Below are 25,426 nucleotides of genomic sequence, written 5' to 3' on the forward strand. Positions count from 1 at the left end.
ATAATCAATGATTACAAAAATCAGGGTTTTAACTACGGTGACGATCCGCTATTGTAGTTACACTATTTTGCTGGCGCGGGTATTTACCCGTGCCAGCCTGAACCCATTACCCTAATGCTCACCGTAGCGCTTTTCGCCAGCGGTTATAGCCATTGCCAGTTTGTTTTGCTTTGGCGGAATGGGGCAAGTAGCGTAGGGCGTAAAAGCGCAGGGTGGATTGATGGACTGGTTGAAATCTAGAATGACCATCCCCTGCTCACCCGCCGGTCGGTCGGCATACAAAAACCGGCCGGCACCATATGTTTCATGCTCGTTTGTCGGATCGCTGAACAGAATAAATAGCTTGTCGCCTTCGCTAACAGCATCCAGCCGGTACGTTTTTTTCGCCCGCTCAAAGACGAGCGTACCCGCCAGAGGCTGCTGCGACGTGAGTCCCAACACATCCGTAATGGCAATGGTTGCAGGTGATTTTGGCGTTTCGAAGCGTGCCTTTATCCGCCAGCTTTCCTCAACGGGGTATCGGTTAATGACCTGAAAATCCTTTAGATTGGGGCTGTCCAGATCGCGGAGCCGAACGCCATATTTAGGACCACGCTTGATAACGAACCACCGAAGCGAGCCATGTGCCAGCACAACAGGCTTCTCATCAGGGGCAAAAATAACCAGCGGCTCGCTAACGGGCTTCCCATCAGCCAACACCGACACCCCGGCTTTGGGCACGAAACGAACCTGTCCGTTTTCCAGCTGAAGCAAGCCGAAATCGGACGGAGCCTCGGCTACCGGAAACGAAACATCGAAGTCTGTGCCGCGCCCGAGTGAATTTTTGCCCTTGTTAAGCCAGAACAGCCCGGCCAGGTTCAGCCAGCCGGTTTCGCTTTTCAGGGCGTTTACCCGGTTCTGGTGCCACTCATCAATCTGCGCCTTATAGGACGGTCCATCGGCGTTTCGCCAGCCAACAGCGGCCGGTAGAGCCAGAAGCCACAGGCCGAAAAACCAGTGTGAGTAACCTTTAAATCGGCCGGAAGGCTGTTCAGCAGATGGCATAGGGGGCATAATTCAAATTTTCAATAACAGAAACAATGTGTCCCGAATCAAGCGTCCGGTCAAAATCTTCATCCAGAAAATGGTACGCAATCCGGCGGTCCTGACCTACGACGTATAAAGCGGGCGTAAAGGCGTCTTCCGAAATACCCGACACGCGCTCCCAGAGGGGATAGTCTTCGCTGTATACGCCAAACCGCCGGGCCACCGTCGATTCAGCATCGTAGGCCACCCGAAAATCGAGGCCATCCACTTGACGGGCCAATATACCAGGCGATTCGTTGGAAAACACAACTAATTCAGCATCAACAGCCAGTAGTGCCTGATTCAGCCGAACCAGCGACTCCAGATAAGGCCGGGCATAGCGCCCCCAGCATGGGCAGTAAAAGCTCACGACCAGCGGCCGCACAGTCACCAGATCGAGGATGGACGTAGCTGCGTCGGGCAGTTTCTGGCCAAAGACCGAAGCACGCCAATTGGTTGATGCACCTGACAGGCTGAAAAACGGAGCCAGATCGCCCGTGAGCAACGGCTGAACCGGAACTGTTTTGGCGCGAGGCTGGGTCGTTACAGACCGGATATCGCCTAATTCGTTTTGGAATTCGAGTGTCATACGTATGGCTATTAACTTTGAACGACTAATGAAATCAACTCCCGTATACCAGTTGAAAATACCGTTTCTGAACCAGGGAGAAATAAGCCCAGATAGAGAGCCCACCAATGTAGGCCAGCACAATAAACATGGGGTAACCCAGCAAGGCGTATAGCGCCAGCCACAACACCCCTACCCGACCAATTTCGAGGTATAACACCCACCGACGCTGCTCCAGCAAGGCACCACAATTGATGACCGTGAGCAGAATGAACAAGGCCGTCAACAACTGAAAGTAACCGGGCACATGCTGTTCAACGAGCAGAAAGGTGAACAAAAGCAGCAGCGTACCAGCCAGTTGCCCTACCACATAGCCCCGAAACCGTCGACTGTTATTGTGACTGACCGAACGCCCGGCAGCATCGGCCGACAGAAACTGGCGTTCCAGTTCGTTGCGAATGGCAGGATCAATGGTATCGGGACGACCAAATAATACAGCTAGTTTTTCCCGCCAGCCCGTTGCCCGTTGCACTGCCATTGCCAGTTCAAGCCAGCCGTGAAAATGCTGCCACAAAAAACTGTGGCTGTCCAGTTGTTTGGTCAGGCCGTACACAGGCTCCTCCTGCTCTTCGGCGAAGGTGCCAAACAGTTTATCCCAAATGATAAACATATCGCCGTAGTTCTTGTCGAGATACTGTGGATTACTGGCGTGGTGTACCCGGTGGTGCGAGGGGGTTACGAAGACATATTCCAGCCAGCCCAACTTCCCCACCGTTCGGGTATGAATGAAAAACGGATAGAGTCCATGTAGCAGCAACACCCCCGTAATCATCTCGGCCGGAAAACCAATGACGGGCAAAATGGCCCAGAAACCCGTACGCACTACTGCCTGAAATACCGTAATACGCGCCGAAACCGTGTAATTAAATTCCTCGCTCTGGTGATGCACGACGTGAACCGCCCAGAACACATTGATCTCATGCGCCAGCCGGTGATACCAGTACCAGACAAAATCGGTGGCAATCAGCAACCCGACCCATCCCCACACATTAGCCCGAATATCGAACAGGGCGTAATGACGGTGCAGGTAATCATAAACGAAGTAGAACGCACCCGTAGTGAACGTGTCCAGTAACCGTTCGGCAACACCGACGTTGAGGTTCGCTACCGAACTGTTAAACCGGAAGAAGTTCTTCTGCAGTCGTTTTGTCACAAGGTATTCCACGCCTATAAAAAGCAGGAAGAACGGAACAGCTAAAGCAAGCCAGTTGAGGTGCATAGCAAGTACTGGTTATACGTTATTTGCCATTAAGTTATTCGCTGACTGCCAACCCTGTTAAATAATAACGAATAGCCTAATAACCAATGCTTAACGAAATATTTTGGCCCCCAGCCGGTGATAAAAGGGCGTCTTGCTGGCAGCCGTCTTTGGCTGGTAATCCCCCGTCACCAAAGGAACATACATGACCCGGCGACGGCTGGCGGCTCCCATGTTGGGCGACTGCTCTACGCGGTGCCATAAACTACCATTGTGGATGGTCAGGTCACCCGCTTCAATATCGAACCCAACTTCGCGCGGGTCGGGGCGGTGGTCGATGAACTGGCGCTTCCGGAACAGCGTCATCAGCGTGTTTTGCTTATGGGTACCCGGCAGCACCCGCAGGCCACCATTACTCATGGGGCAATCGTCGAGGTGTAGCCCCACATTGAGCATCGGCCGGATACGCTGTCCCAGAAACAGATCGCGCGGGCTATCGGTATGCCAGCCCATCTTCGAGAAGTTGCTGTCCGGTGTCCGAACGTAGTGATTCACTACCAGCCCGTCTTTCTCTTCTTCACCAATGCGGCCATCGTAGGGCTGTAGCAATTGGGTTAATTCCTTGAGCCGGTCGTCCTGAAGGAACTCATGCAGCACCGGGCTGAACAGGGAGGCAAAAGCAAAGCGTTGAACGATAGGCTGCCCGTTTTCATCCCGTCCGAATTTGATGGGGATACCATTGACCTTATCAACGTTTTCGTCAATCCATTCGGCTTCCACACGCTGTAACTCACGCAAAAAAAGCTGTACGGTGTCCCGGTCTACAAAATTTTTGATGTGAAGAAATCCATTTTTCTCGAAAGAACTCCGTTCGTCGGCGGTTAAAAGCGGAGTCGAACGAGTAAGAATCAGGTTGTCAGATAAGGCTACCATAAAACTGAAATATTGGTGTTGATTAGGTTTGTTAATTTATTACTACTTATTCTATCTACTTAGTATAGTATTATAGAATCAAAAAAGCAGCAGTTGGAAGTTTATGTTTTTAGCATTGAGTTGACCTGTTCAGATATGTCCAGGTGGATTTGATGGATTTAGCAACACATCCCCATTGTCATTCGCATGAGATGGGCGTTTGTGGGTAACGACGTCGGTTGTTGATCCAATTTCATAGGGTGAAGGGCAGGGGGAAATCACATAATCCCCTAGTTTGATAGGCAAAGGTGATTATGAATTCTAATATTTCCAAATTTTTATTTAGCGTAAGAAAATTCATGTTTTATGTAGAAAAAGTTCATGGTAAATACAGCAAACTGTTATCTTTACTGTTCTGTCATTTAATGAAGAATTTTTTGGATTAATCTGAACACTGAAACTCAAAACCAATCTAACTCGAAATGAGACAAAATTTACGAATAAGGATTAGCGCCTGTCTGTTAGCGGTATGGGCCATTTTCCTGATTAGTCATACAGCTTTGGCACAGGACCGGCGCGTCACGGGCCGGGTCATAGCTGCCAAAGATCAGCAAGCCGTTCCGGGCGTAACCATTTTAGTTAGAAATACTCAATTAGGAACGACTACCGATGGTGGTGGCAATTTTACCTTAAACGTTCCGGCCAATGCAACCCTGGTGTTCAGCGCCATCGGATTTGCCGGTCAAACAATCACCATTGGCAACCAGACACAGCTAACCGTTACCCTTCAGGAAGCCGAGCAGAACCTGGGCGAGGTGGTCGTGACAGCTCTGGGTATTAAGAAAGAAGCCAAACGGCTGGGCTATGCCACCGCCATTGTCAATCCGGAGCAGGTGACCACCAACCGTACGGTTAACTTCATCAATGCCTTGCAGGGTAAAATTGCGGGTGTTAACATCAGCAGCCTGGGTACGGGTGCCGCCGGTACGAGTAAGATTCGTATTCGGGGTCAGTCGTCCTTCTCCGGGCAGAACAGCCCGCTCATCGTTGTGAACGGCGTCCCTATCGACAACACGAACTTCGGCCAGAACAACGGCAATACCGGTGGCGACAACTCCATCGGCAACCGCGACCGGAACTACTCCGACGGTGGCGACGGTCTTTCGTCCATTAACCCGGACGATATTGAGGGCATGACGGTGCTGAAAGGCGGTACGGCAGCGGCTCTGTACGGCTCCCGTGCCAAAGACGGCGCCATCCTGATCACGACCAAAACCAAAGGCACCGGCCAGGGTATTGGCGTAACGTTCAACAGCAACTTTACGTCAGACCATCCGATGGACTTTACCGATTACCAGTATGAGTACGGGCAGGGTGAGTACGGTGTGCGGCCAACGGCGGCCAACCCAACTTCGGGCGTGTGGAGCTTCGGTGAGAAGTTTGCCGGTCAGACACAAGTACTCTTCGGGGGCGTAACGGTGCCCTATGCACCCGTTCGGAACCGGATCAACACCTTCTACCGGGATGGCTCCACCTGGACCAACTCAATTGCGGTATCGTCGGGCAATGAGAAAGGCGGTTTCAACCTGTCGATCGCCAACCTGGACAACAAAGGCATCACCCGCAACAACACGTTCAGCCGCAAAACGATCAACCTGGGTTTCAGCTACAATCTGTCGCCACGGCTAACCGTTACGGGAACGATCAACTACTCGAACGAGTACAACAAGAACCCACCTCAGATTGCCCAGCAGGACAACAGTACGCCAACGGTTATCTATACCCTGGCAAACTCCATGCCGCTCGACGTGCTGGAAGCCAACCAGATCAACCCGGCTACCGGCAACGAATTTGTGTACTCCCGTTTCATGAACCGTACGAACCCTTACTTTGTCCTCAACAACAAGTTCGAGAACATTCGCCGGGATCGCCTGTTCGGCAACCTCACCGCTCGCTATAACGTAACCGACTGGCTGTATGTGCAGGGCCGGATCGGGCAGGATTACTGGTCGCGCGATCAGGATTATAACTTCCCAACGGGGCAGGCCTCACTGGCAGCGGCACCGGCTGGTTTCGTCAATGGTGCCTATGTGCAGGACGCCCGCCGTTTCCGCGAAATCAACGCCGACTTCCTGGTTGGTGCCAATCGTAAGTTTGGCGCGTTTGGTATTGACCTCACCGTGGGTGGCAACCAGTTATACCGTCGCAGCGACCTTAACAGCGTACAGGTCACGGACTTCATTGTGCGGGGCTTATACGTGCCGCAGAACGGACGCGTGAAAGACCCCATTTATGGTCTGAGTGAGCGCAAAGTGAATTCATTATACACGGCGGCTGAGTTTTCGTTCAAAGATGTCCTCTTCCTGAACGGTACCTTACGGAACGACTGGTTCTCTACCCTTTCACCCGCTAATCGCAGCATCCTGTACCCTTCGTTAACGGGTAGCTTCGTCTTCTCACAGGCTTTCGAGAATCTTCCCTCTTTTATAAATTTCGGTAAGATCCGGGCAGCCTATGCGGAAGTCGGCAGCGACGGCGACGTAGCGCCTTACTCAAACAACCTGTTCTATTCGGTCAACGCCAACCTGTTCCCCAATCCGGCAGGACAGGGCCAGCCGGTGGGCAACATTACGTCCAATACCGTACCGAGCGCCACCCTCAAACCAAGCCGTACGGCTGAGACCGAAGTGGGTCTGGAGTTGAAGTTGTTTAACAACCGGGTTGGTCTGGACATGGCCGTTTATCGCAAGATTACCAGCGATCAGATCGTACAGGCTCAGTCGTCCGATGCCTCCGGGTATACCAGCACGCTGATCAACAACGGTCAGAGCCAGAACCAGGGTATCGAAGTATTGCTCAACCTGGCGCCCATTCGTACCAAGGATTTCTCCTGGGATATTACCCTGAACGGGGCTTACAACAAAACCAAACTGCTCAAACTGCTGACCGATAAACCAGGCGAACAGATTGTTGTGGGGAACGGCATTTACGTGGGTGACCTCCGGCAGGTTGTGGGCGAAGAACTGGGTCAGCTGTATAGCTTTGGTTATGTACGGAACGCAGCGGGACAAATCGTTCACGGGGGCGATGGCTTACCCGTGCGTACACCCGCTCCCATTTCGTTTGGTTCGGCGCTGCCTAAGTACACCGGCGGTATCACCAATACATTCAACTACAAAGGCCTGAACCTTTCGTTCCTGATCGACTTCAAACTGGGTGGAAAAATGATCTCGGGTACTAACCTGAACGCTTTCCGTCATGGCTTACACAAAGAAACACTAATAGGCCGGGGCGAAGCTGACAACAAGATGGTGGGTGTTGGCGTGAACGACAAAGGCGAAACAAACGCCGTTCGGGCATTCGTTCAGGATTACTACTCGGTAGGCCGCTCCAAGAGCCTGGGCGAGCAGGTCGTGTATGACTCAGGGCTGTGGAAACTCCGCCAGATCAGTATTGGCTACGACTTCACCAAGATGCTTCCCAAAACGTTGTTTATCAAAGGCGTTCGGTTGAGTGCTGTAGCCAACAACGTGGCCATCATCAAGAAATGGGTGCCAAACATCGACCCCGAGCAGTTTGGCTTCAGTTCCGACAACCTGATTGGTCTGGAATCAACCGGTTTGCCGACTACCCGCAGCATTGGCTTTAACCTGAATGTTAAATTCTAAAAGCCCCTACGCCCCGGAGGGGCCAAAAATCTTATTACTTCCATGAAAAAGACACTCTTATATATACCCCTGATTGCCCTGCTTTTTACGACAAGCAGTTGCGACAAAGGGTTCGATGAATTGAACGTTAACCCAACGGCAGCCACGGCACTCAACCCGGTGTTTACGTTCAACAATGCCATGATCAGTACCTCCTTTCCGGGCAGCATACTAACCTTTGAGGAGCCTATCGTTCAACAGATGTTCACACCCAACTCGGGTATCGTTGCCGGGGGTAATTACAACATCGACAACCGGGGGCCCTCAGGTGTCAATGGGGGTATCTGGCGGCAGTATTATCAAAACGTAGTGCGGTATCTGGTCGACGTAATCAACCAGACGAAAGCCGACCCCAACCGGGCCAACCTCTACAACATGGCCCGTATCTGGAAAGCGTATACGTTTTCTGTCTTGACCGACACCTACGGCGACGTTCCGTACAGCCAGGCGGGTATTGGCTATATCGCGAACAATGTAACGCCAAAATACGATACACAGGAGAGCATTTATAACGACCTCATCAAGGAATTGACCGAAGCAACGGCCGCTCTGGATGCATCGAAACCAACCGAAGCCGGCGAAGTTACCTATGGTGGCGACATTACGAAGTGGAAACGCTTTGGCAATTCGCTCCTGCTGCGGGTGGGCATGCGGTTGACGAAAGTAAACCCGACACTGGCACAGTCTACCGTTCAGAAAGCCGTTGCCGGTGGCCTGATGCAGTCCAACGCCGATAATGCCCTGGTCCGGAACAACGCCAACTACACCAACGGTGTAGGTGCTACGCTTAATTCTACCGAAGCGGCCAACTACTACCTGACCAAGACGTTCGTGGATTACCTGAAATCGACGTCCGATCCACGCCTTGTATCCATCGCCGTTCGGTATGTGGGAGCCAAAAGTGGTCCGGAGCAGACAGCCGCCCGCGCCAATCGCGAAACGGCTACCCAGATTGGCATGCCCCTGGGCTTTGACAATGGCACCATTACAGCACGGGCTACTCAGGATGGCCTGGCCAGTTTTTACGACTATAGCCAGTTGGACCGGACTCGTATGGGAAGCCAGTTCGCGCCCTGCTATCTGGTCACCTACGCGCAAACGCAGCTCCTGCTGGCCGAAGCCGCCCAGCGTACCTGGACAACCGGTAATGCTGCCGACTTTTATAATGCCGGCGTTACAGCGCACATGAAGCAGTTAGGCGATTATGCGGCTTCGTCGCTGGTAGCGGATGCCGATATTGCCGCTTATCTGGCCAAGAATCCGTATAGTCCGGCCAAAGGTCTTGAACTGATCAACACCCAGTACTGGGTTGCTTCTTTCCTGAATGGTCCTGAGGTATTCGCCAACTTCCGGCGGAGTGGCTTCCCGGCCCTGACGCCTAACCCCTATCCGGGCAAAGAGATCAAAGGCAGCTTCATTAGTCGGTTATCCTATCCGGATTCCGAAATCGCGGTGAACACGGCCAACCGGCAGGAAGCTGTAGCCCGGCAGGGTGCCGATGATCTGGACACCCGCGTTTGGTGGGATAAGAAGTAAATTGCTGACCAATCTAATCGAACAGAAAGGCCCGACTACATGTAGCCGGGCCTTTCTGTTTATCGTTCAAATACCACGTCAGCAAAGTAGCCTTTGCTATCGGAAAACCAGCCCGCTACCCTAAAACCGGTTTGCTGCGCCAGTTGCTCAATCTGAGTGCGGGTAAATTTTCGGGATATTTCGGTATGTATGATTTCGCCGTGTTGAAAGGGCACCTGCATGTCGAGCGCGCTGATCGTTGCGGTCTGTGCCTGCTGACTCACCAGATACGACCGAGCCTCCCCCGTTTCGGGGTTATACACTTCGTAATGGTCAAAAGCTGCCAGATCGAAGTCAGCGTCAAGTTCGCGGTTGATCCGGCGCAACAGATTCAGGTTGAACGCCTTTGTCAATCCCTGCCGGTCGTTGTAGGCCGCATGAATAATGGCGGGATGCTTTTGCAAGTCGAACCCAGTCAGTACCAGATCGCCGGGCCGAAGCCGGTCATGCAATTGCTGATAAAAGTCGATGGCATCGTCGGGCGCGAAGTTGCCAATGTTTGAGCCGAGGAACATCACCACCCGCCGGGCATCCGACTCTTCCGACAGCTGTTCGAGGGCGTTAAAGTAATCGTCGTGACGGGGATTAAGCCGCAGATCGGGCCATTTCTGCCGCACATCGACCACCAGATCCTCCAGCGCATCGACCGAAATATCGACGGGTGCATAAGTAAAGTCAGCGGCTTGATCGACGAAAAAGCTAAGCAGAATTTTCGTTTTCAGCCCGTCGCCCGCACCCAGCTCGACCAGTTCGAACGGTCGCTTGTCGGGCAAAAACTGGCCCAGGAGATCGGCTTTGTACGTATCCAGAATCTCATACTCCGAACGGGTCAGGTAATATTCCGGCGCGTGCATAATTTCCTGAAACAAGCGGCTCCCTTCGGCATCATAAAAAAACCGCGACGACAGGCGCTTGGGGATTCGCTGCAAACCAGTCCGTACTTCCTCCACTAAGGCTGGATCAACATCAGCTGTGTCCGTTCCAGCACCATTTATCCCTTCGCTAAACGTATTCCGGTAAACTGCCATCGTTTGTCTGGTTGAAAAAAATTGCGGTACGTTGGCCGGGAATGCCCCTCGGGCGTCGCTACAGAAGCTCCGCGCAACACCATCTGTCCGCTCATAAACTTGCCATTGTATTCACCCACAGCGCCCTCCGCAGTAACAAAGCTGGGATACGGCAGGTAAGCCGAGTTGGTCCACTCCCACCGCGCCCCCCAGTTGAGGGATTCAGCGGCCGAATCCACGGCGGCAACTTCCCATTCGAATTCGGTGGGTAGTCGCTGGCCGACCCAGCGCGCGTAGGCATCAGCTTCGTAGTGACTTACGTGGCAAACCGGGGCATCCGGATCAACGGGTTTCAGGCCGTCGAAGGTATACTGCCACCACTCGCCATCGACCTGATGCCAGTATAGAGGGGCTTTCACGTCGTTTGCTTTTACCCACGCCCAGCCATCGGAAAGCCAATGCCGGAAGTTCTGATAGCCGCCCGCTTTGATGAAAGCCAGATAGTCCTCGTTCGTGACCAGATTGCCAGCCAGCGTTGTTTTATGTATATAGACGTTATGTGCCCCAACTTCATTATCGAAATAGAACGATCCGTTCCGTTGTCCATCCCGGCTCTGATAACCAACTCGATAAACGCCCTCCCTGATGAGGATGGGCGGGCGGCTGGCCTGTGTCAGATGCTCCAGCACCGGCATCTGGATAGCGGGCAGCAAGGGGTTATGGCCCAGAATGTATTTGATGTCCGTAATGAGCAGCTCCTGGTGTTGCTGTTCGTGATTCAGCCCCAGTTCAATGAGCGCGTAGAGTTCGGGCGACAGGTCGACGGTATCCAGAAACCGGCTCATCTGCTCATCGACGTACGCCCGGTAGGCATATACACCCGCCACTGTCGGGCGACTGAGGTTGCCCCGATCGGTGCGCAGCACACGCTTGCCAACAGTTTCATAATAACTGTTGAAAACGAAACTAAAATCGTCGTGGAAGATGCGGTAACCGGGAGCATTGGGGACCAGCACAAACGTTTCCCAAAACCAGGTCGTATGCCCCAAATGCCATTTAGGCGGACTAACGTCGGCAACCGGCTGGACAACATAGTCCTCGGTTTCGAGCCCCCGGCATATAGCTTCGGAATGAAGCCGTACGCGGTAATATTGTTCGGTAAGCGTTTGTTCGGCAATCATTCTCCGTTTGTCATGACAAGTCATCCAGTAGTCTATAGACAACTTCAGTATAGAAAACGATAAAGTAAGGCTCTTGTTTAATATCCGACAACTTGTTCATCTTCATAGCACCAGAGCCAGCGTTCGCCGGGTTCGGCGGAGGCCACGACCGGGTGCCCGCTGGCGTGAAAATGCTTCGTAGCATGTTTATTCGGCGACGAGTCGCAGCAGAGCGTTACGCCACAGGTTTGGCAGGTGCGCAGGTGCAGCCACGGGCTACCGATTTTGATACATTCTTCGCAGACGTGTTCCTTTTCCACGCGAAGTTCCGTGATGGCGGAGAGGTGAGAACAGATAGATTGGTTGAGCATAAGAATTGACTAGTGTGAATGATGTATGATATAGGATGTATGATGTATTAGCCATTAATACATCATACATCCTGTATCATACTTCTAATTAACTTTCGGCCAGGTATTTATGAACGAAACTCACGGCCATGGCCCCTTCGCCGACGGCCGAAGCCACGCGGTTCATGGCTCCCGCCCGCACGTCGCCGGCAGCAAAGATGCCCGCGCTACAGGTTTCGAGGGAGAACGGCTCCCGGTTATAGCGCCAGACCTGCTTGAAGTCAGCGTACTTGGCTAAGTCCCGGCCCGTGGCAATAAACCCTTTGTTATCTTTGATGATGTCCATCTCGATCCAGTCAGTGAGGGGTTTGGTACCGATGAAGATAAAGAGGCCGCCCGCTTTTTCGGTCCGCTGCTCTTTGGTGTTCATATCCTCCAGTACCAGGCATTCCAGCCGTTCATTACCCAGGCCTTCCACCACTTCGGTGCAACCGAGTACGGTAATGTTGGGCGTCTTTTCAATCTGCTCGATCAGGTACTGCGACATGGTTTCTGTCAGATCGGGCCGACGCACGCAGATGTACACCTGCGAGGCTGTCCGGGAGAGGTACATAGCGCCCTGACCGGCCGAGTTCCCGCCACCAACCACAAAGACCGGCTGATTTTTAAAGGCAAAGGCTTCGGTGGTCGCGGCTCCGTAATATACACCCGCTCCTGTAAACTTCTTCAGGCTTTCGTTGTCCAGCTGGTGGTAGGAAACGCCGGTGCTCAGGATGATGGAACGGGCAATGATCTCATTGCCGCCCCCCAGCTTGATGTGCTTGTATTGCCCCTGCGACGTAATCGACTGAACTTCCTGCGGAGCCAGAAACTCCACGCCAAACCGTTGGGCCTGTGTGATGGCCCGCCGGGTAAGGTCGGCCCCGCTCAGCCCGTTGGGGAAGCCGAGGTAGTTTTCGATTCGGGAGCTGGTACCGGCCTGCCCGCCGGGTGCACGTTTGTCGATCAAAATCGTTTTGAGTCCTTCCGAACCGCCGTATACGGCAGCAGCCAGTCCGGCAGGACCAGCACCTATAATGGCTAAATCATATAGACCACCGGAGGCTTTGGGTTGAAGACCAAGCTTAGCCCCCAGATCAGCCAGCGTTGGCTGTTTCAGTACCGTACCATCGTCGAGAATAACGGCGGGTAGATCGGTTGTGCTGAAGCCGTGCAATTCGAGCATCTCCTTGGCCAGATCATCGGTTTCAATATCGAGCCATTGATAAGGAAACAGGTTACCGGCCAGAAAATCCTTCAGGCTGTGCGACAGCGGAGAAAATTGATAGCCCACTAGCTTCAATCCCGAAAAAGCAGGTCTGTAATCCGAGAACCAGTCGCTCAACAGATCATCCAGTACCGGGTAAAGCTTCTCTTCGGGCGGGTCCCAGGGCTTGGCAATGTAATAATCCAGTTGTACTTCGTTGATGGCCCGCACTGCCGCATCAATGTCGGAGTAGGCCGTGAGTAACACGCGCTTGGCGTTCGGGAACACTTTCCTGGCTTTGGAGAGAAACTCCACCCCGGTCATGCTGGGCATCCGCTGATCGGACAGGAAGAGGGCAACTTCTTCGCCCTTTTTCTTTAGCTCCGGCAAGGAGTCGAGGGCTTCCTGCGCCGAGCTGGTGCACAGAATACGGTATTTCTTACGATACTGCTGGCGCAAATCATGCTGAATAGCCTGCAACACCTGTTCGTCGTCGTCAATGGAGAAAATAATGGGTAGTTTCATGAAGGAAGTTATTGTGTGGGTAAACAAACACTGAACTCGGTATGACCGGGCTTAGACTGTACTTTGATGGACCCATTGTGGTGCTTCACAATGCCCTGCACAATATCGAGGCCCAGGCCGGTGCCTTTACCAATCTCTTTGGTGGTAAAAAAGGGCTCAAATATTTTATCGCGAATATCGTCTGGAATACCGCTGCCATTGTCGATGATTCGGGTCAGCACAAAATCCCAGCTATTGGGCGTCTCTCCTTCCGAACGATGGTCGGGCTGACTGATGATTTCCAGTCTACCCCCGTCGGGCATGGCATCGATGGCATTGTCGATCAGGTTGGTCCAGACCTGGTTCAGCTCACCCGGCCAGCCACAAACAGCGGGCAGATCGTCGGCGATGTTTAGCTTGAGGTCGATGTGCTTGCTTTTGATTTTGTGGTTCAGCAGCGTCAGCGTATTCCGAATCCCATCAGACAGCAGTACCTGCTCTTTGCCGCCCCCACGGTCCATGTGGGTGTAATTCTTGATCGAATCAATGAGCGTGGCAATGCGCTTGGAGGCTTCGCTGATGTCGGAAACCAGCTTTTCGGTCACCAGATTATTAACGATCCAGTTCGACACCCCGGCCAGATTATCGTCGCCCACTTTTTCGAGGAGCCAGTCCAGATCATCCGTCGTAAACCCAAATTCAACCAGCGGTCCGGCCAGATCCAGACTATCGTCAATCCCATGATCGTCGAGCCAGTCGGTCAGGTCATCTTCCAGGCTCGTCCGTTCCATCAGCGTCAACTTGTGCGTATCGACGGATGATTTCGCATCCATTTTAGCAAAGAAAACAGCTTTTACCCGATCCACCTGCTCATCGTTCAAATGCAGGCTCATCACCTTCTTGAACGATTCGGGGGTGGCCCGCAGATGGGTGCTGAGCGTATCAACCGACCGCACAACAGCCGCCACGGGGTTATTCAGTTCATGTGCCAGACCAGCCGATAACCGGCCCAGCGACGCCAGTTTATCGTCCTGCTGCGCCTGTTTGGTAAAGTACCGAACCCGGCTGGTCATTTGCTGTACGAGCGAGGCTGTCAGATCATAGCACTGCTGAATCATTGCAGGCAGCTGATCGCGGTGCAGGCGAAGGATACGGACCACGGTGTTCGTAACGAACCGATTGGGGAAGCTTTTCATCCTGGAAAAGGGCAGCACCCCAATAATGGAATATGGGTCATAGACAAACAACTCGTCGCCCACACCATTGGACCCATTATCGATGCGGATGCGGCCTTCCAGCAGCATGATCAGGTGATCAGCCGGTTCGCTGGCGCGGTAAAGAATGGTTTCTTTGGGGTAGGAGACGTCCTCGGCCCGGTCGATAAGCCACTGCAGCTGTTCATCAGGAACACCCGCAAAGGCAGGAAATTTCTGTAGTGTTTCTAACATATTCGTAAAAAAAGGAAGGCATTGACAGACAGACGGGTAACCAATTTTACGACAGATTGGTTACAGCACTATCGACTAACTATCTGGCTAATGCGTCACATAATTTTGTTACTCTGTTTTATGTCTGTGGCTTTCCGAGCCGATAAGCCAGCCTACCGTCTCTATACGCCTACCCTAAAGTCAACTTCTTACGCTAAATTACTACGTCAGGCGTCAGAAGCCGATGTTATTTTATTTGGCGAGTTACATAATAATCCCATTTGTCACTGGCTTGAATTTCAACTAACAAAAGACTTACAAACTACCCGGAAAGGCAACCTTGTTCTCGGTGCCGAAATGTTCGAAGCCGACAACCAGACCGCCCTCAGCGATTACGTACAGGGCCGGACAACCAGCAAGGAACTGGCCACTCAGGCCCGACTCTGGCCCAACTTCGACACCGACTACAAACCCATCGCCGATTTCGCCCGCGAGCAGCACATTCCTTTTGTGGCCACGAATGTTCCCCGTCGATACGCCCGCCTGGTGTCCCGCCAGGGGTTATCAGCCCTCGACACGATCTCGGCCGAAGGCAAACGGCAGATGGCTCCACTCCCTATTTCGGTCGACCTGACCCTGCCCGGCTATAAAGCCATGATGGATATGATGGGCGGAACCGATGGCAAAGCGGGGGCGGGCCAGCATGGCACACAGCCCGACATGACCGCCAATTTTGCGCGTGCGCAGGCCATTAAAGACGCGACTATGGCCTATTTCATTCTGCAAAACTGGAAGCCGGGCCAAACGGTGCTGCACTTCAACGGCGACTATCACTCCAAAAACTTCGAAGGGATCGTTTGGTATCTTCGTCAGAAGCAACCCGCCTTAAAAATTCTTACGCTCTCCTCCGTCGAACTTTCGGACATCGAAAAACCCGCTGGCGACAACCGAAATCTGGCTGATTTCGTACTGGCGATCCCGGCCGATATGACAAAGACGTATTAACGACTGTCTTTAATAAGTTTTTAATCTTTTGGTACCGGTTTCAGGTTTTGTGTTGAATAGCTGGCAGAACGTTGACCAGCCTGCCTAAAACCGCAAACAAATTAACCATGATTAAGGACTTACTCAACTTATCAGGTAGAAATGCACTTGTCACGGGGTCTAGTCAGGGGATCGGACAAGCCGTTGCGCTGGCATTGGCTGAATTCGGGGCTAATGTGCTGGTGCACTACAGAAGCGATCAAGACGAAGCCCAGGCCGTAGCCGATCAGGTGAGTGCGTTCGGCGTAAAGACCGGCATTATTGGCGCTGATCTGTCAAGCCCCGATGAAGCCGACGACCTGTTTCAACAGGCCAGTGATCAACTGGGGGCCATTGATATTCTGGTCACCAACGCGTCGGTACAGCTTCCGAAACAATGGCAGGAGACAACACCCGACGAGTTCGACACGCAGGTTACTGCCAACTGGAAATCGACGTTGCTGCTGATGCAGCGTTTTGCACCGGGCATGACTGAACGCGGTTGGGGCCGGCTGTTGACTATTGGCAGCGTGCAGGAACTGAAACCCCACCCTACCATGATCGTCTACGCCGGGACTAAGGCGGCCGTAGCGAATACGGTTCGTAACCTGGCCATGCAACTCGCCGACCGGGGTGTTACGGTGAATAATCTCTCGCCCGGTGTCATCGAAACACCCCGCACCGATGAGCCAACGCCCCCCGTTCCCGACCGCATCAGCCAGCGCATGACCATCCCCATCGGCTCCGAAGGCCAGCCGGAAGACATTGCGGGCATGGCCGTATTGCTCTGCTCCAACGCCGGGCGCTACATTACCGGACAAACCATTTTTGTGGATGGAGGAATGGGATTGTAGATAATGTACCCACTGACTTTAGTCCGTGTTTTAGCTGGCGTATACACGAGTAAAAAACACGGACTAAAGTCAGTGGGTACATTGTACCGCTACCATCTCCTAATCGGAGAGTTTGCTGGTAGTGGCAGGTGTTTTCTTTTTACTTTTCACTTCGGCTTTGGCCAGATTCTGCGCCAGTCTGAACTGGGTAATTTTCGCGATCAGCTCTAAAGGAAGCGGTTGATCGATGGGAAACTGGACCGACCCTTTTGCGCCTTTGTACTGGGACAACTCGTCTTTGAACGCGTCAAGTCCCTGTGGTGCCGGATAAAAGCCTATGTGGTTTTTGAAGGCCGCAAAGTGAACCAGATTCCCGTTCAGTTTTAAGGTAGGAATACCGTAGCTGATAGCTTCTTCGGCATCGGGAGCGACACCTCGAACAGTCTGCCGCACTTGTTGCAGCAGTTCCTGGGTTTCGAGCGGAAACGCGGCAATATATGTATCGATATCCGTTGTGGTATTTGTGTTCATAATCTTGTGGATGAGGTATTAATGGCTATTCTTCGTTTTCCATAATCAGGCAAACGATTACGCGCGCTCAATGGACTCCCGAGTGGTAAAGCTTTTAATCACCTAACCACAAGTCAGTCTGGCTACCGACGGCTCGTTAAGTAACGTCGAATGGGCTCATCATACAGGACCAGCACCAGATAAGCGAACGCTCCAAGTAAAATCGTTCCGGAAACCACAATCAGTGACAGGTGCAGGGTATCCGGTTTATGACTGGCCAGATAGCTGCCGAAAATCCACATAGCCCCATAATGAGTCATATAGAGCGGATAGGAAAGCCGGCCCAGAAACACGCACAATTTTTTAAGTCCGGGCGACAGAACAGCTCCAGCTCCAGCCGCAATCAGAGTTGGAAAATAGAACAGCACAATGATCGGCTCGACCAACCAGTTCCATTTGGTATAAGGCATTAGAAAGGCAACGAGGAGGAGTACCGTCATACCCACAAAGCCAAGGTTATTTTTTACAATCCAGTTGGCCCGGTAAAGCAGTAACCCGGCCAGAAACGAGTAGGCTACCCGGGCACCACCATCCCAGAAATTTGACCCTGCCCACCCGCCCAGCAGATTACCTGCCCGGTAGCTAACCCAACACAATACGACGGCGGCCAGTACCATCAACACGGACAAATAGCGACGACTGATTCGGTAAAATACAAGAGCATAGAGAATATTAGCCATGTATTCCCAGAATAATGACCACGCGGGCGCATTCAAACTGAACAGATTGAATGCCCGCTCTTTCATAATGGGCAGCGGAATGAGGCATAGCGAACAAACAAAGGTCACCCACAGATTTGCCCGACCAGCCAAATCGGGAGTAGTCGCGAAGGGATCGAACAGTAATCCCAGCAATCCCAATACCGATCCTACTATCACCAGAGGATGCAATCGGATGAGTCGTAGTCTGAAAAACGTGGCCAGCCCTATTTGACGAATTCGGTCATCATAGGCGTAGCCGATAACAAAGCCCGATAAGCAAAAGAAGAAATCGACGGCTAAAAACCCGTGGGCGATAAAATTTCCGCTGGGGTCGGGATAAACCCACTCCATAAAATGGAAGATAACAATGGCCAGGGCTGCTACCCCGCGCAATCCATCCAGAATGGCAAAGTGAGGCTTCGTGTGGATGATCGCCGAATTTAGTTCTCCCATGCGGTTGCGTTTTCGCCAGAAACCGGCGCAAAATTTATACGACTTCCTCGATTGTACGCCCAAATCAATACCCCTACTGTTAACGTGAACAATACGTTGACAGATTGAAACTTAGCCTATACACAGCTTTTGCCATAAATGACTTGCCGGCTTAAAAAGGCTTAACCACAGAGCCACAGAGTACACAGAGATTATAGAGAAACTTTCTATCGCGCTAAACCTCTGTGTACTCTGTGGCTCTGTGGTTAAAAAAATAGAGTTTTGAGTTGACCTGAGTTTTTTTGTACCCCATTGTTTACGTTAATGATAAGCGCCGGTTTGTGAATCATCGGCTACGGGTCGCGTTTGATCAACAGGTATAACTAACCCTTCAGCCTGTTCGTGCTTTTACTGAAGCTGAATCCTTAACGAACTTCCTTTTAACTCGACAAAATCTGATTTTGTATCACCCTGAACAGGTACTTTTTTGCCATTTACCTGCCAGTTCCGGTATTTGCCTTTGGGGAAAGTTAGCCGTACGGTCCAGTTTGGCTGTTTTTGGCGAATCGATAACGTCAATTGCCCGCCCGTTTTGGCATAGTCCATCGATAGCATATTGTCGCCCACAGCCACCTTTTCTACACTGGCTTTGTCCCAGGCGTCAGGCATTTGCGGCTGAACAACAATCAATTGACGGGACGCTTCCGGGCGAATACCGAAAAACTGCTTGATGATCGGGACGGCATAGCTGTACATGTTCCAGGCCTGCGTGACCATGCCGTAGTCGGGCGACACTTCGTAAATAGAGCCTGGAAAGGCGTAGCTAAACGTTTTGGTCATCCGTTTCAGATAGCCCAGCGCTTCGTCGGGATGCCCGTAATTGTTTTCCCCAATCGTCGCCACACCCGTTGGCAGGGTCATTACCGCCCCGGTATAGGTAAAGACTTTTTTGTTGAGATTGAACGATCCCTCGTCGGTGCCGGCCGACTCGTCGCGGTCGATACCCGTGACGAAAAGCCCAAACGGGTTCGTGAATTTGCTGGCCGTCCGAAGCGCCATAGCGGCTTTGTCGGGATCAGCGACACCCGTTTCCATGGGCGTGTTGACCACCCAGTTATGGTGAAGCACAAATCCTTTTTTGGTATCGTCGGGCAGCGACCGAAGTTTGCGTTGGGTGGCTTTCAGTTCCTCAACGGCCCAGGGTTTGTGCAGGGTATCCGCCCGAACAATAGCCCCTTCCACAAGCTGCAAAGCCTCGGCTTTTGTCCCGATAAAATCAGCATACGAACCGCTTTCGGGCACCCAGAAATCGGTGTTTATTTTCGTTTTCAGCTGATCCGCTTTGCGCTGGTAATCCATCGCCAAGGTTTTGTCGCCGAGTTCTGCCGCCATGTAGGCCGCACTGGCAAAGGCATCCTGCGTGTATACCGCCACATCGATCATCTCGCTGTTCATGCCGTGGATTTCCATCATGCCAAAGCCATCGGGGAGCAGGTTTTTGTCTTTATCATTTTCCGCCAGCAACCAGGTCATCCCTTTTTTTACCGTCGGGAAATACTTGCGAAGAAACCCTTTGTCGCCGGTCCACCGGTATACTTCAGCGATCATGCTGGCAAACTGGGGCACCTCGTTCAAATTGCCGGGATTGAAAACCGCGCCGTTCGTCGACACTTCGTGGATGATCCGGCCGTTGCCATTTTCCTTTTCAGAGATTTTATTCAGCAGATCGACGGAATCATAGACCAGTTGCCGGTTTCCCGTTGCGATCAGGCCTGTAAGGGTATAACAACCATCGGCCCCAAACCACCACGGATAATCGGGCAGACCCGCCGACAACCCCCGACCGATTTCGGGCACTTCGCGAATCAGCCAATCGGTATTGTATTTCACCCAGCGAAACGCCTGTTCCAGCTTCTTGTCCGGTACCTGTACCGAGGCCAGCTGGTCGATGGTGGCGTAGCGGCTTTTTTTGCTGGCCAGATACGCATAGGCATTTTTCTGAACGTCGGCAAAGGTCCGGTTGGCCGCTTCCGCCGATTTGTACGAACCGGCAATGGTAATCGGCAACTGTGTTTTTCCGTTGGCGGGCACTGTGATCGTGTACACCAGCGAAGCTGCGCACCCCTGCCCTGCCGATACAAACACGCAGGATTTGTTCTGATGGTGCTGACGGGCGGGCACGCTGGCGCCGAACACCACAAACCAGTCGTTCTTCTGGTCTTTAGCCAGCCACGTCTGCGTTTTTGCCTGCCAGGTTGCCGCATCCGGCGCATCGACCATGTTGGTCCGTTCGCCCAGCCAGGTCGGGCGTAGATCCGTGTGAGCTGTCCAGGTAAACTGAAGCGTGAGTGGCCGGGATTGCTTATTGATGAAGGTATACTCCACCACCATGCCCTCTTTATTGTCGGGCACAAACTGAAAACGCTCCATGTCCAGCCCGTCGGCTACCCGCTGGTACAGGTGCTTATTGGCAAAGGGATAGTTGATGAAGGCATCGGCTTTATCGAGGCAAACCGATTGTTGACCAATGGACACAGCCGCCGTAAATCCATCCACCAGTTTGATCGGATGATCCCAGATGCCGCCCATTTCACCCGTTATGTGCCAGCCCAGATCCGGAAATTTACCGTCCTGATGGCCAACCATATACAACCGATTACCAGCCGTTACAAAGGGCGATGCCAGGTACTCTTTTTTCCCGGAAATTGATTCGACCTGCTTCACAAGCCCCTGAAGCGGTTGCTGCGCGGCTGTTTTTTGAATACAGGTTGTTATTAGCAGAATAACCGCAGCCAAACCGGCTGTAACGAGTTTATGTCTGCCAAGAATCCGTAAAGCCGACTGACCGAGTGTTTTCATAAGTTGCTCATTTGTGCACTCGCAAATTTGCGCAAAAGTTACCGTTCTAAAAGGGCGGCTATTTCTGCTTTTGCATTGTCACTTGGGCGACTACAATTGTTCCTGACAATTTTACCTTCCTGATCAATCAGGACGTAATGAGGAAAGGCCTTGACATTATACTTACTGATCAACGTGTTTTCCCAAGCCTTATTCGCGTACAGATTCACCGTTTGTAAATTGTATAACTTACTTACTTTGGCCCAATCGGCCCGTGAGCTCCTTACGCAGATGTTGACAATTTTCACCGGCTTACCGTCGAAGTACTTAACCAACTCGTTCTCAAGCGGCATTTCCTGCCGACAAGGGGCACAACCTGTAAACCAGAAACTAAGGTAGATCACTTGACCACGAAAGTCTTTCAAATAGGCTAATGAATCCAGGTGATCTTCCAGAGCGAAGTTAGGAGCTATCTCCCCCGGTTTAAGTGTATAAGCATCCAGGTAGTAAAGCTTCCGATCATTGATCCATTGTTTATTACCAAACCTGTGATAATACTTCGCAAGTAGTTGCTCGCCCAGCGTTGGGGCCCCGGCGAGTATTTCGTCCAGGTACCGGCTCATGAATGTATCCCAGGCTAATCCGGTCAGTTTTTTTGATGCTACTTGGGCTATATAGCTGATGCTGTTTTTGGTGGCTTGCTGTTGGTTAAACAGGTGATAAAAATAGTCTTTGAGGAAGTGTTGGTAATCAACTAAATAGGCTGACGACGGGTTATTGATCAACGTAGGCGTGACAAAGCTGAAATAGTTCTTTGGCAGATCTTTTGCCAAATCTTTCTTTATAAATCGTCGATAATGAATCGTATTCGCCCGTGACGAAGCATCACTGTATAAAATTCGTTGCTGCTCGTGTTGCATAAACCAGGCCGGTAACTGATGCTGTTTTGAATACGTTATCAGGAACTGCTGTTCAACGTGTAACAACGAGTCCATCTGGCTTTTATATTTTTTCAGCGAGACGGCCTCATTAGCCGCATAACCACGAAAGGCAAAAGGCACCACTTTTAGCGTTTTTGCCTGAGCAAAGTAAAACTGATCAATTGTCGAATAGCGCCCTATAAATTGATAAGAAGACCAGGGATTCGCTTTCGCTAAATCGATCGAAAGCGTTGTTGTATCATTAGGTACCAGATACACATGGCCACCAATTTGGTTTATGGTCAAGAAGCCTGTCTGCGGAGCGGCTAATCGGTAAACCAGGTATTTTTCGCCACTGCCTGCTGGCAGAGAGTCTTCGATACGGGTTTCTATATCGATGCGGGTTCCAGTATCATTCGGCAAGACGCTTCCCACAAAACTGAAAATAGAGCGCGACTGTATATTGTGATTGTAAATGATCTTAATGACCGCTGTACCGTTCGGCTTAATTGTAAAATCAGGAACATCTTGGGCAATCAGTCTACTGATCTGACAAAGGCAGATTAGGAATCCTATATATTTCATATCAAATCGCTGATTCAGGATTAAAACGATAAATATAGTTAACTATTCTGCGAATGACCTATAGACTTGTTGACGATTTCGTGTACGGTGGTTAGGGCAATTATTAAAAAACAAGCGTTCAACAAAACTCTTAGCCAAACGAACGGTACCCACTTGTCGAAAACTAGATCGATCGTTGTCTTTGGCAATTAACGTCATCCATAAAACGTTCGTAAAGCCAAGTCTTTACACCCTTCCCCCTACTCCATCTGCCTCCACGGTCTACGTTCATACATCCTATATCATACATCATACATCCCCACATATTCCGCCACCAGTGCCCAGCAGTGGGCTTCGCACTGCCAGCGCATCTGCGTGAGCGGGCGGTTGGCGAAACGGTGTAACCACGGCTGTTCGTAGGCGGTGAGTAAACCCGCAATGAAGAAGTGAAAGGTGTCGAAATCCTGTTCGATGCCGTCGAGATTGAGGGTAGGCACCGATTCGCCCAGCCACCCCAGCGCCGTGGCCAGCAATATTTGTTCAACCCGGTTTGGTACGCTGGCTAATTGCCAGTGCGCATCGGCGATCAGGCGCGGGCGAATGGGTTCCAGTTCGGGAATATCGAAAGCGGCCATCAATCGCGCCAGATGGTAGATGATCAACGATGTTCGGGCGTAGTGGGGGGCGCATCGAAACGGCTCCGACACATACCGACCCGTTTCGACAATAGACCGCAGATAACCCAGTGAATCGGCGTCGTGCTCGTTGTGAGGCAGGTCGTACTGATAGATGCAGTACAGCATGTTGCTCAACGCACAGGCGTCGAAATCAACGCCCATATTCTTGCCGAACCAGGTTGAATAAGCACGAAGCTCCCGGTAGTCGGGGTAGGTGTTGCGAATGCGTTGCGGCTGACTCCCATTGGCATGTTGCGCCAGTTTCTCCTTTAGCCAACGCTGTTCGTCGGGTGTAGGTGTAGTGGTCAGGTACACCATCGCCGTATCGTCAATATCGTCGGGGATGCGAAAATGGTCGAAATGGCGAAAAATATAGCCGTTGGAAAAGTGCTGCGAGGGGCGCGTGGGCCAGAAATTGTATGTATTCAGCCCGTCTTTGTTCCGAAAAACAGCATAGGCCGCTACCGCCCGGCTAGCCATACGGTCAATCAATAACTGGCCGTCGGGTGATACAACAGCACGCAGCTTTTGCAACGCAAATACCGTGACGGCCGTAAAGAAGACATTGGTATCGGGACGCCGGTAGAAAATAGCTGGATTATGGCGAAACGACGGAAACAGGCCGTTTTCGTCCTGCAAATAAGCAATCCGCCGGATGATCTCGTCAAGGGATAAAGCCGCCATATTTCGCAAAAGTACCGTTTCATACGTTCTTATTTTTCAGATTAAGGTTGGATATTTGCCGCCTGATTTCCCTGATGCAATCAATGCCAACTTTGATTCTCTTTGATGACCCGGTCATCCGCACGGCTTTGTTACCGTTCACCTTTACGCGGCCCGTGGCGGGCATTCGTATGGGCACGCTAACGCTGGCCGAAAAATGGGCTGATACGCTGGAACAAACGCCGTCGTATTTGACCGAGCCCTACTTACAACCGAAATTCCCCCAACGCAGCAGCGCTGATAACTGGTATATAAATGGAGCCGTTTGCCCAACCGATGCCTTAAAAGAAACGATTCTGGCGCTTCCTCCCAACACGGGCCTGATTACTCACGACGGATTGCTGCTGGCTCTGCGGACCAATACCCCGTTGACCACTGCCCCGGTCGTCAACGACGACTTCCCGTTCCGCACGTTTATGGAACCGCTGACGATTGTGCGCCATTTGTGGGATATTTTTGTGAATAACGGCGACCAGCTCCGGGCCGATTTTGCCCGACTGACCGCCGGACGCACCTCCGAACCCATTACCGATCCCTTTACACGCTGCTACGCCCCGGAGAACATTTTCATCGAACCCGGCGCCACCATTCGGGCGGCCATTCTGAATGCAGAAGGAGGGCCCATTTACATCGGCAAGAACGCGACCATCAGTGAAGGGTCCATCGTTATTGGTCCCTTCTCGCTGGGCGAAGGGGCAACGGTGAACTGGGGTGGCAAAATGCGGAGCAATACCACCATCGGGCCGTTTTGTAAAGTGGGTGGCGAAGTGGGCAACTCCATTTTCTTCGGCTACAGCAACAAAGGCCACGATGGTTTTCTGGGCAATTCGGTCATCGGCGAGTGGTGCAACTTAGGCGCCAACGTCAACAACTCGAACCTCAAGAATGACTATAGCAACGTGAAACTCCATTCCTATGCTACCGGCCAACTGGAAGATACCGGGCGGATATTCTGCGGGCTGATGATGGGCGACTTCACGAAAGCCGGCATCAGTACCATGTTCAACACGGGTACGGTAGTGGGCGTAAGCGCCAACGTGTTCGGGGGCGGTTTCCAGCATAAACACATCCCCTCGTTTTCGTGGGGTGGTTCCGATACCGGCCTGACGCCCTACCGAATCGAGAAAGCCCTGCAGGTAGCCCGTGAAGCGTTCATCCGACGCGATAAGCCGTTTGATGCGGTGGAAGAAGGAATTTTACGAAGTATTTATAAAAAGGAGGAAAGGGTGTAACGGGAGGAAGGGGAGTAGAGGGACGAAAGGGAGAAAGGAAATAAAGGAAAATGCTCGTGTGCATCTCCTCCCCCTTTCCTCCCTCTACTCCCCTTCCTCCCGTTACACCCTTTCCTCCTTTTATTCCCTTTCCT

At 52.0% G+C, this 25,426-nt stretch carries 19 protein-coding genes; 5 read left to right on the forward strand and 14 right to left on the reverse strand.

Going from position 1 to position 25,426, the window contains the following annotated elements:
- Positions 1-111: 111 nt before the first annotated feature.
- The 4 genes from ACYVK4_RS09775 to ACYVK4_RS09790 form a co-directional block, all read right to left on the reverse strand.
- Positions 112-1,044 carry a DUF1684 domain-containing protein gene (locus ACYVK4_RS09775; RefSeq protein WP_461127309.1) on the reverse strand — a complete coding sequence of 311 codons (933 nt, stop codon included), beginning with the start codon at positions 1,042-1,044 and terminating at the stop codon, positions 112-114.
- Positions 1,031-1,654: a redoxin domain-containing protein gene (locus ACYVK4_RS09780; RefSeq protein ID WP_461127310.1), complete on the reverse strand. Its 624-nt coding sequence runs from the start codon at positions 1,652-1,654 to the stop codon at positions 1,031-1,033. Before ACYVK4_RS09780 ends, ACYVK4_RS09775 begins: the two co-directional genes overlap by 14 nt.
- A gap of 34 nt (positions 1,655-1,688) precedes the next feature.
- Entirely contained in the window at positions 1,689-2,912 is a 1,224-nt protein-coding gene (locus tag ACYVK4_RS09785; RefSeq protein WP_461127311.1) for a sterol desaturase family protein, read from the reverse strand.
- Between the two features lie 90 nt (positions 2,913-3,002).
- Complete coding sequence (locus ACYVK4_RS09790; protein ID WP_461127312.1) at positions 3,003-3,824, reverse strand: phytanoyl-CoA dioxygenase family protein; 822 nt, start codon at positions 3,822-3,824, stop codon at positions 3,003-3,005.
- Positions 3,825-4,285: 461 nt separating this feature from the next.
- Between ACYVK4_RS09790 and ACYVK4_RS09795 the strand changes: the two genes are divergently transcribed.
- The gene (locus tag ACYVK4_RS09795; protein ID WP_461127313.1) at positions 4,286-7,471 is read left to right on the forward strand and encodes a SusC/RagA family TonB-linked outer membrane protein; all 3,186 of its coding nucleotides are present in this window, start codon (positions 4,286-4,288) and stop codon (positions 7,469-7,471) included.
- Between the two features lie 42 nt (positions 7,472-7,513).
- The gene (locus ACYVK4_RS09800) at positions 7,514-9,046 is read left to right on the forward strand and encodes a SusD/RagB family nutrient-binding outer membrane lipoprotein (RefSeq protein WP_461127314.1); all 1,533 of its coding nucleotides are present in this window, start codon (positions 7,514-7,516) and stop codon (positions 9,044-9,046) included.
- Between the two features lie 59 nt (positions 9,047-9,105).
- On the opposite strand, the gene egtD is transcribed toward ACYVK4_RS09800, so the two are convergent.
- From egtD to ACYVK4_RS09825, 5 genes are all read right to left on the reverse strand, one after another.
- Entirely contained in the window at positions 9,106-10,113 is a 1,008-nt protein-coding gene (egtD, locus tag ACYVK4_RS09805; RefSeq protein WP_461127315.1) for an L-histidine N(alpha)-methyltransferase, read from the reverse strand.
- The gene (gene egtB / locus ACYVK4_RS09810; RefSeq protein WP_461127316.1) at positions 10,077-11,273 is read right to left on the reverse strand and encodes an ergothioneine biosynthesis protein EgtB; all 1,197 of its coding nucleotides are present in this window, start codon (positions 11,271-11,273) and stop codon (positions 10,077-10,079) included. The genes egtD and egtB overlap by 37 nt, the downstream gene beginning before the upstream one ends.
- Before the next feature lie 77 nt (positions 11,274-11,350).
- Positions 11,351-11,623 (reverse strand): UBP-type zinc finger domain-containing protein, encoded by a 273-nt coding sequence (locus ACYVK4_RS09815; RefSeq protein WP_461127317.1) that lies wholly within the window; start codon positions 11,621-11,623, stop codon positions 11,351-11,353.
- 88 nt (positions 11,624-11,711) lie between these two features.
- Positions 11,712-13,373: an FAD-dependent oxidoreductase gene (locus ACYVK4_RS09820; RefSeq protein ID WP_461127318.1), complete on the reverse strand. Its 1,662-nt coding sequence runs from the start codon at positions 13,371-13,373 to the stop codon at positions 11,712-11,714.
- An 8-nt stretch (positions 13,374-13,381) separates the two neighbouring features.
- A complete protein-coding gene (locus ACYVK4_RS09825; protein ID WP_461127319.1) occupies positions 13,382-14,800 on the reverse strand; it encodes a sensor histidine kinase in 1,419 nt (472 codons plus the stop codon).
- A 90-nt stretch (positions 14,801-14,890) separates the two neighbouring features.
- Between ACYVK4_RS09825 and ACYVK4_RS09830 the strand changes: the two genes are divergently transcribed.
- Positions 14,891-15,784: a ChaN family lipoprotein gene (locus ACYVK4_RS09830; protein ID WP_461127320.1), complete on the forward strand. Its 894-nt coding sequence runs from the start codon at positions 14,891-14,893 to the stop codon at positions 15,782-15,784.
- A gap of 107 nt (positions 15,785-15,891) precedes the next feature.
- Positions 15,892-16,656, forward strand: a complete 765-nt coding sequence (locus tag ACYVK4_RS09835) for an SDR family NAD(P)-dependent oxidoreductase (protein ID WP_461127321.1) — start codon at positions 15,892-15,894, stop codon at positions 16,654-16,656.
- A 99-nt stretch (positions 16,657-16,755) separates the two neighbouring features.
- On the opposite strand, the gene ACYVK4_RS09840 is transcribed toward ACYVK4_RS09835, so the two are convergent.
- The 5 genes from ACYVK4_RS09840 to ACYVK4_RS09860 all read right to left on the reverse strand — a co-directional run bounded on the left by ACYVK4_RS09840 (position 16,756) and on the right by ACYVK4_RS09860 (position 24,021).
- Positions 16,756-17,166, reverse strand: a complete 411-nt coding sequence (locus ACYVK4_RS09840) for an iron chaperone (RefSeq protein ID WP_461127322.1) — start codon at positions 17,164-17,166, stop codon at positions 16,756-16,758.
- A 122-nt stretch (positions 17,167-17,288) separates the two neighbouring features.
- On the reverse strand, positions 17,289-18,359 hold the full coding sequence (locus ACYVK4_RS09845) for an acyltransferase family protein (RefSeq protein ID WP_461127323.1): 1,071 nt from the start codon (positions 18,357-18,359) through the stop codon (positions 17,289-17,291).
- A gap of 387 nt (positions 18,360-18,746) precedes the next feature.
- Positions 18,747-21,197: an alpha-L-rhamnosidase-related protein gene (locus ACYVK4_RS09850; RefSeq protein ID WP_461127324.1), complete on the reverse strand. Its 2,451-nt coding sequence runs from the start codon at positions 21,195-21,197 to the stop codon at positions 18,747-18,749.
- A gap of 38 nt (positions 21,198-21,235) precedes the next feature.
- A complete protein-coding gene (locus ACYVK4_RS09855) occupies positions 21,236-22,681 on the reverse strand; it encodes a TlpA family protein disulfide reductase (protein ID WP_461127325.1) in 1,446 nt (481 codons plus the stop codon).
- Between the two features lie 281 nt (positions 22,682-22,962).
- On the reverse strand, positions 22,963-24,021 hold the full coding sequence (locus tag ACYVK4_RS09860; protein WP_461127326.1) for a hypothetical protein: 1,059 nt from the start codon (positions 24,019-24,021) through the stop codon (positions 22,963-22,965).
- An 83-nt stretch (positions 24,022-24,104) separates the two neighbouring features.
- Here ACYVK4_RS09860 and ACYVK4_RS09865 point away from each other — a divergent pair, with 83 nt between their 5' ends.
- Complete coding sequence (locus ACYVK4_RS09865) at positions 24,105-25,292, forward strand: putative sugar nucleotidyl transferase (RefSeq protein WP_461127327.1); 1,188 nt, start codon at positions 24,105-24,107, stop codon at positions 25,290-25,292.
- Positions 25,293-25,426 lie beyond the last annotated feature (134 nt).

It is taken from the genome of Spirosoma aerophilum, assembly GCF_054782495.1.

Coding starts and splice junctions, on each gene's coding strand:
- ACYVK4_RS09800 (WP_461127314.1), top strand. CDS start 7,514: ATGAAAAAGACACTCTTATATATACCCCTGATTGCCCTGCTTTTTACG.
- ACYVK4_RS09845 (WP_461127323.1), bottom strand. CDS start 18,359: ATGGGAGAACTAAATTCGGCGATCATCCACACGAAGCCTCACTTTGCC.
- ACYVK4_RS09795 (WP_461127313.1), top strand. CDS start 4,286: ATGAGACAAAATTTACGAATAAGGATTAGCGCCTGTCTGTTAGCGGTA.
- ACYVK4_RS09785 (WP_461127311.1), bottom strand. CDS start 2,912: ATGCACCTCAACTGGCTTGCTTTAGCTGTTCCGTTCTTCCTGCTTTTT.
- ACYVK4_RS09830 (WP_461127320.1), top strand. CDS start 14,891: ATGCGTCACATAATTTTGTTACTCTGTTTTATGTCTGTGGCTTTCCGA.
- ACYVK4_RS09775 (WP_461127309.1), bottom strand. CDS start 1,044: ATGCCATCTGCTGAACAGCCTTCCGGCCGATTTAAAGGTTACTCACAC.
- ACYVK4_RS09860 (WP_461127326.1), bottom strand. CDS start 24,021: ATGGCGGCTTTATCCCTTGACGAGATCATCCGGCGGATTGCTTATTTG.
- ACYVK4_RS09815 (WP_461127317.1), bottom strand. CDS start 11,623: ATGCTCAACCAATCTATCTGTTCTCACCTCTCCGCCATCACGGAACTT.
- ACYVK4_RS09835 (WP_461127321.1), top strand. CDS start 15,892: ATGATTAAGGACTTACTCAACTTATCAGGTAGAAATGCACTTGTCACG.
- egtB (WP_461127316.1), bottom strand. CDS start 11,273: ATGATTGCCGAACAAACGCTTACCGAACAATATTACCGCGTACGGCTT.
- ACYVK4_RS09780 (WP_461127310.1), bottom strand. CDS start 1,654: ATGACACTCGAATTCCAAAACGAATTAGGCGATATCCGGTCTGTAACG.
- ACYVK4_RS09820 (WP_461127318.1), bottom strand. CDS start 13,373: ATGAAACTACCCATTATTTTCTCCATTGACGACGACGAACAGGTGTTG.
- egtD (WP_461127315.1), bottom strand. CDS start 10,113: ATGGCAGTTTACCGGAATACGTTTAGCGAAGGGATAAATGGTGCTGGA.
- ACYVK4_RS09840 (WP_461127322.1), bottom strand. CDS start 17,166: ATGAACACAAATACCACAACGGATATCGATACATATATTGCCGCGTTT.
- ACYVK4_RS09855 (WP_461127325.1), bottom strand. CDS start 22,681: ATGAAATATATAGGATTCCTAATCTGCCTTTGTCAGATCAGTAGACTG.
- ACYVK4_RS09825 (WP_461127319.1), bottom strand. CDS start 14,800: ATGTTAGAAACACTACAGAAATTTCCTGCCTTTGCGGGTGTTCCTGAT.
- ACYVK4_RS09865 (WP_461127327.1), top strand. CDS start 24,105: ATGCCAACTTTGATTCTCTTTGATGACCCGGTCATCCGCACGGCTTTG.
- ACYVK4_RS09790 (WP_461127312.1), bottom strand. CDS start 3,824: ATGGTAGCCTTATCTGACAACCTGATTCTTACTCGTTCGACTCCGCTT.
- ACYVK4_RS09850 (WP_461127324.1), bottom strand. CDS start 21,197: ATGAAAACACTCGGTCAGTCGGCTTTACGGATTCTTGGCAGACATAAA.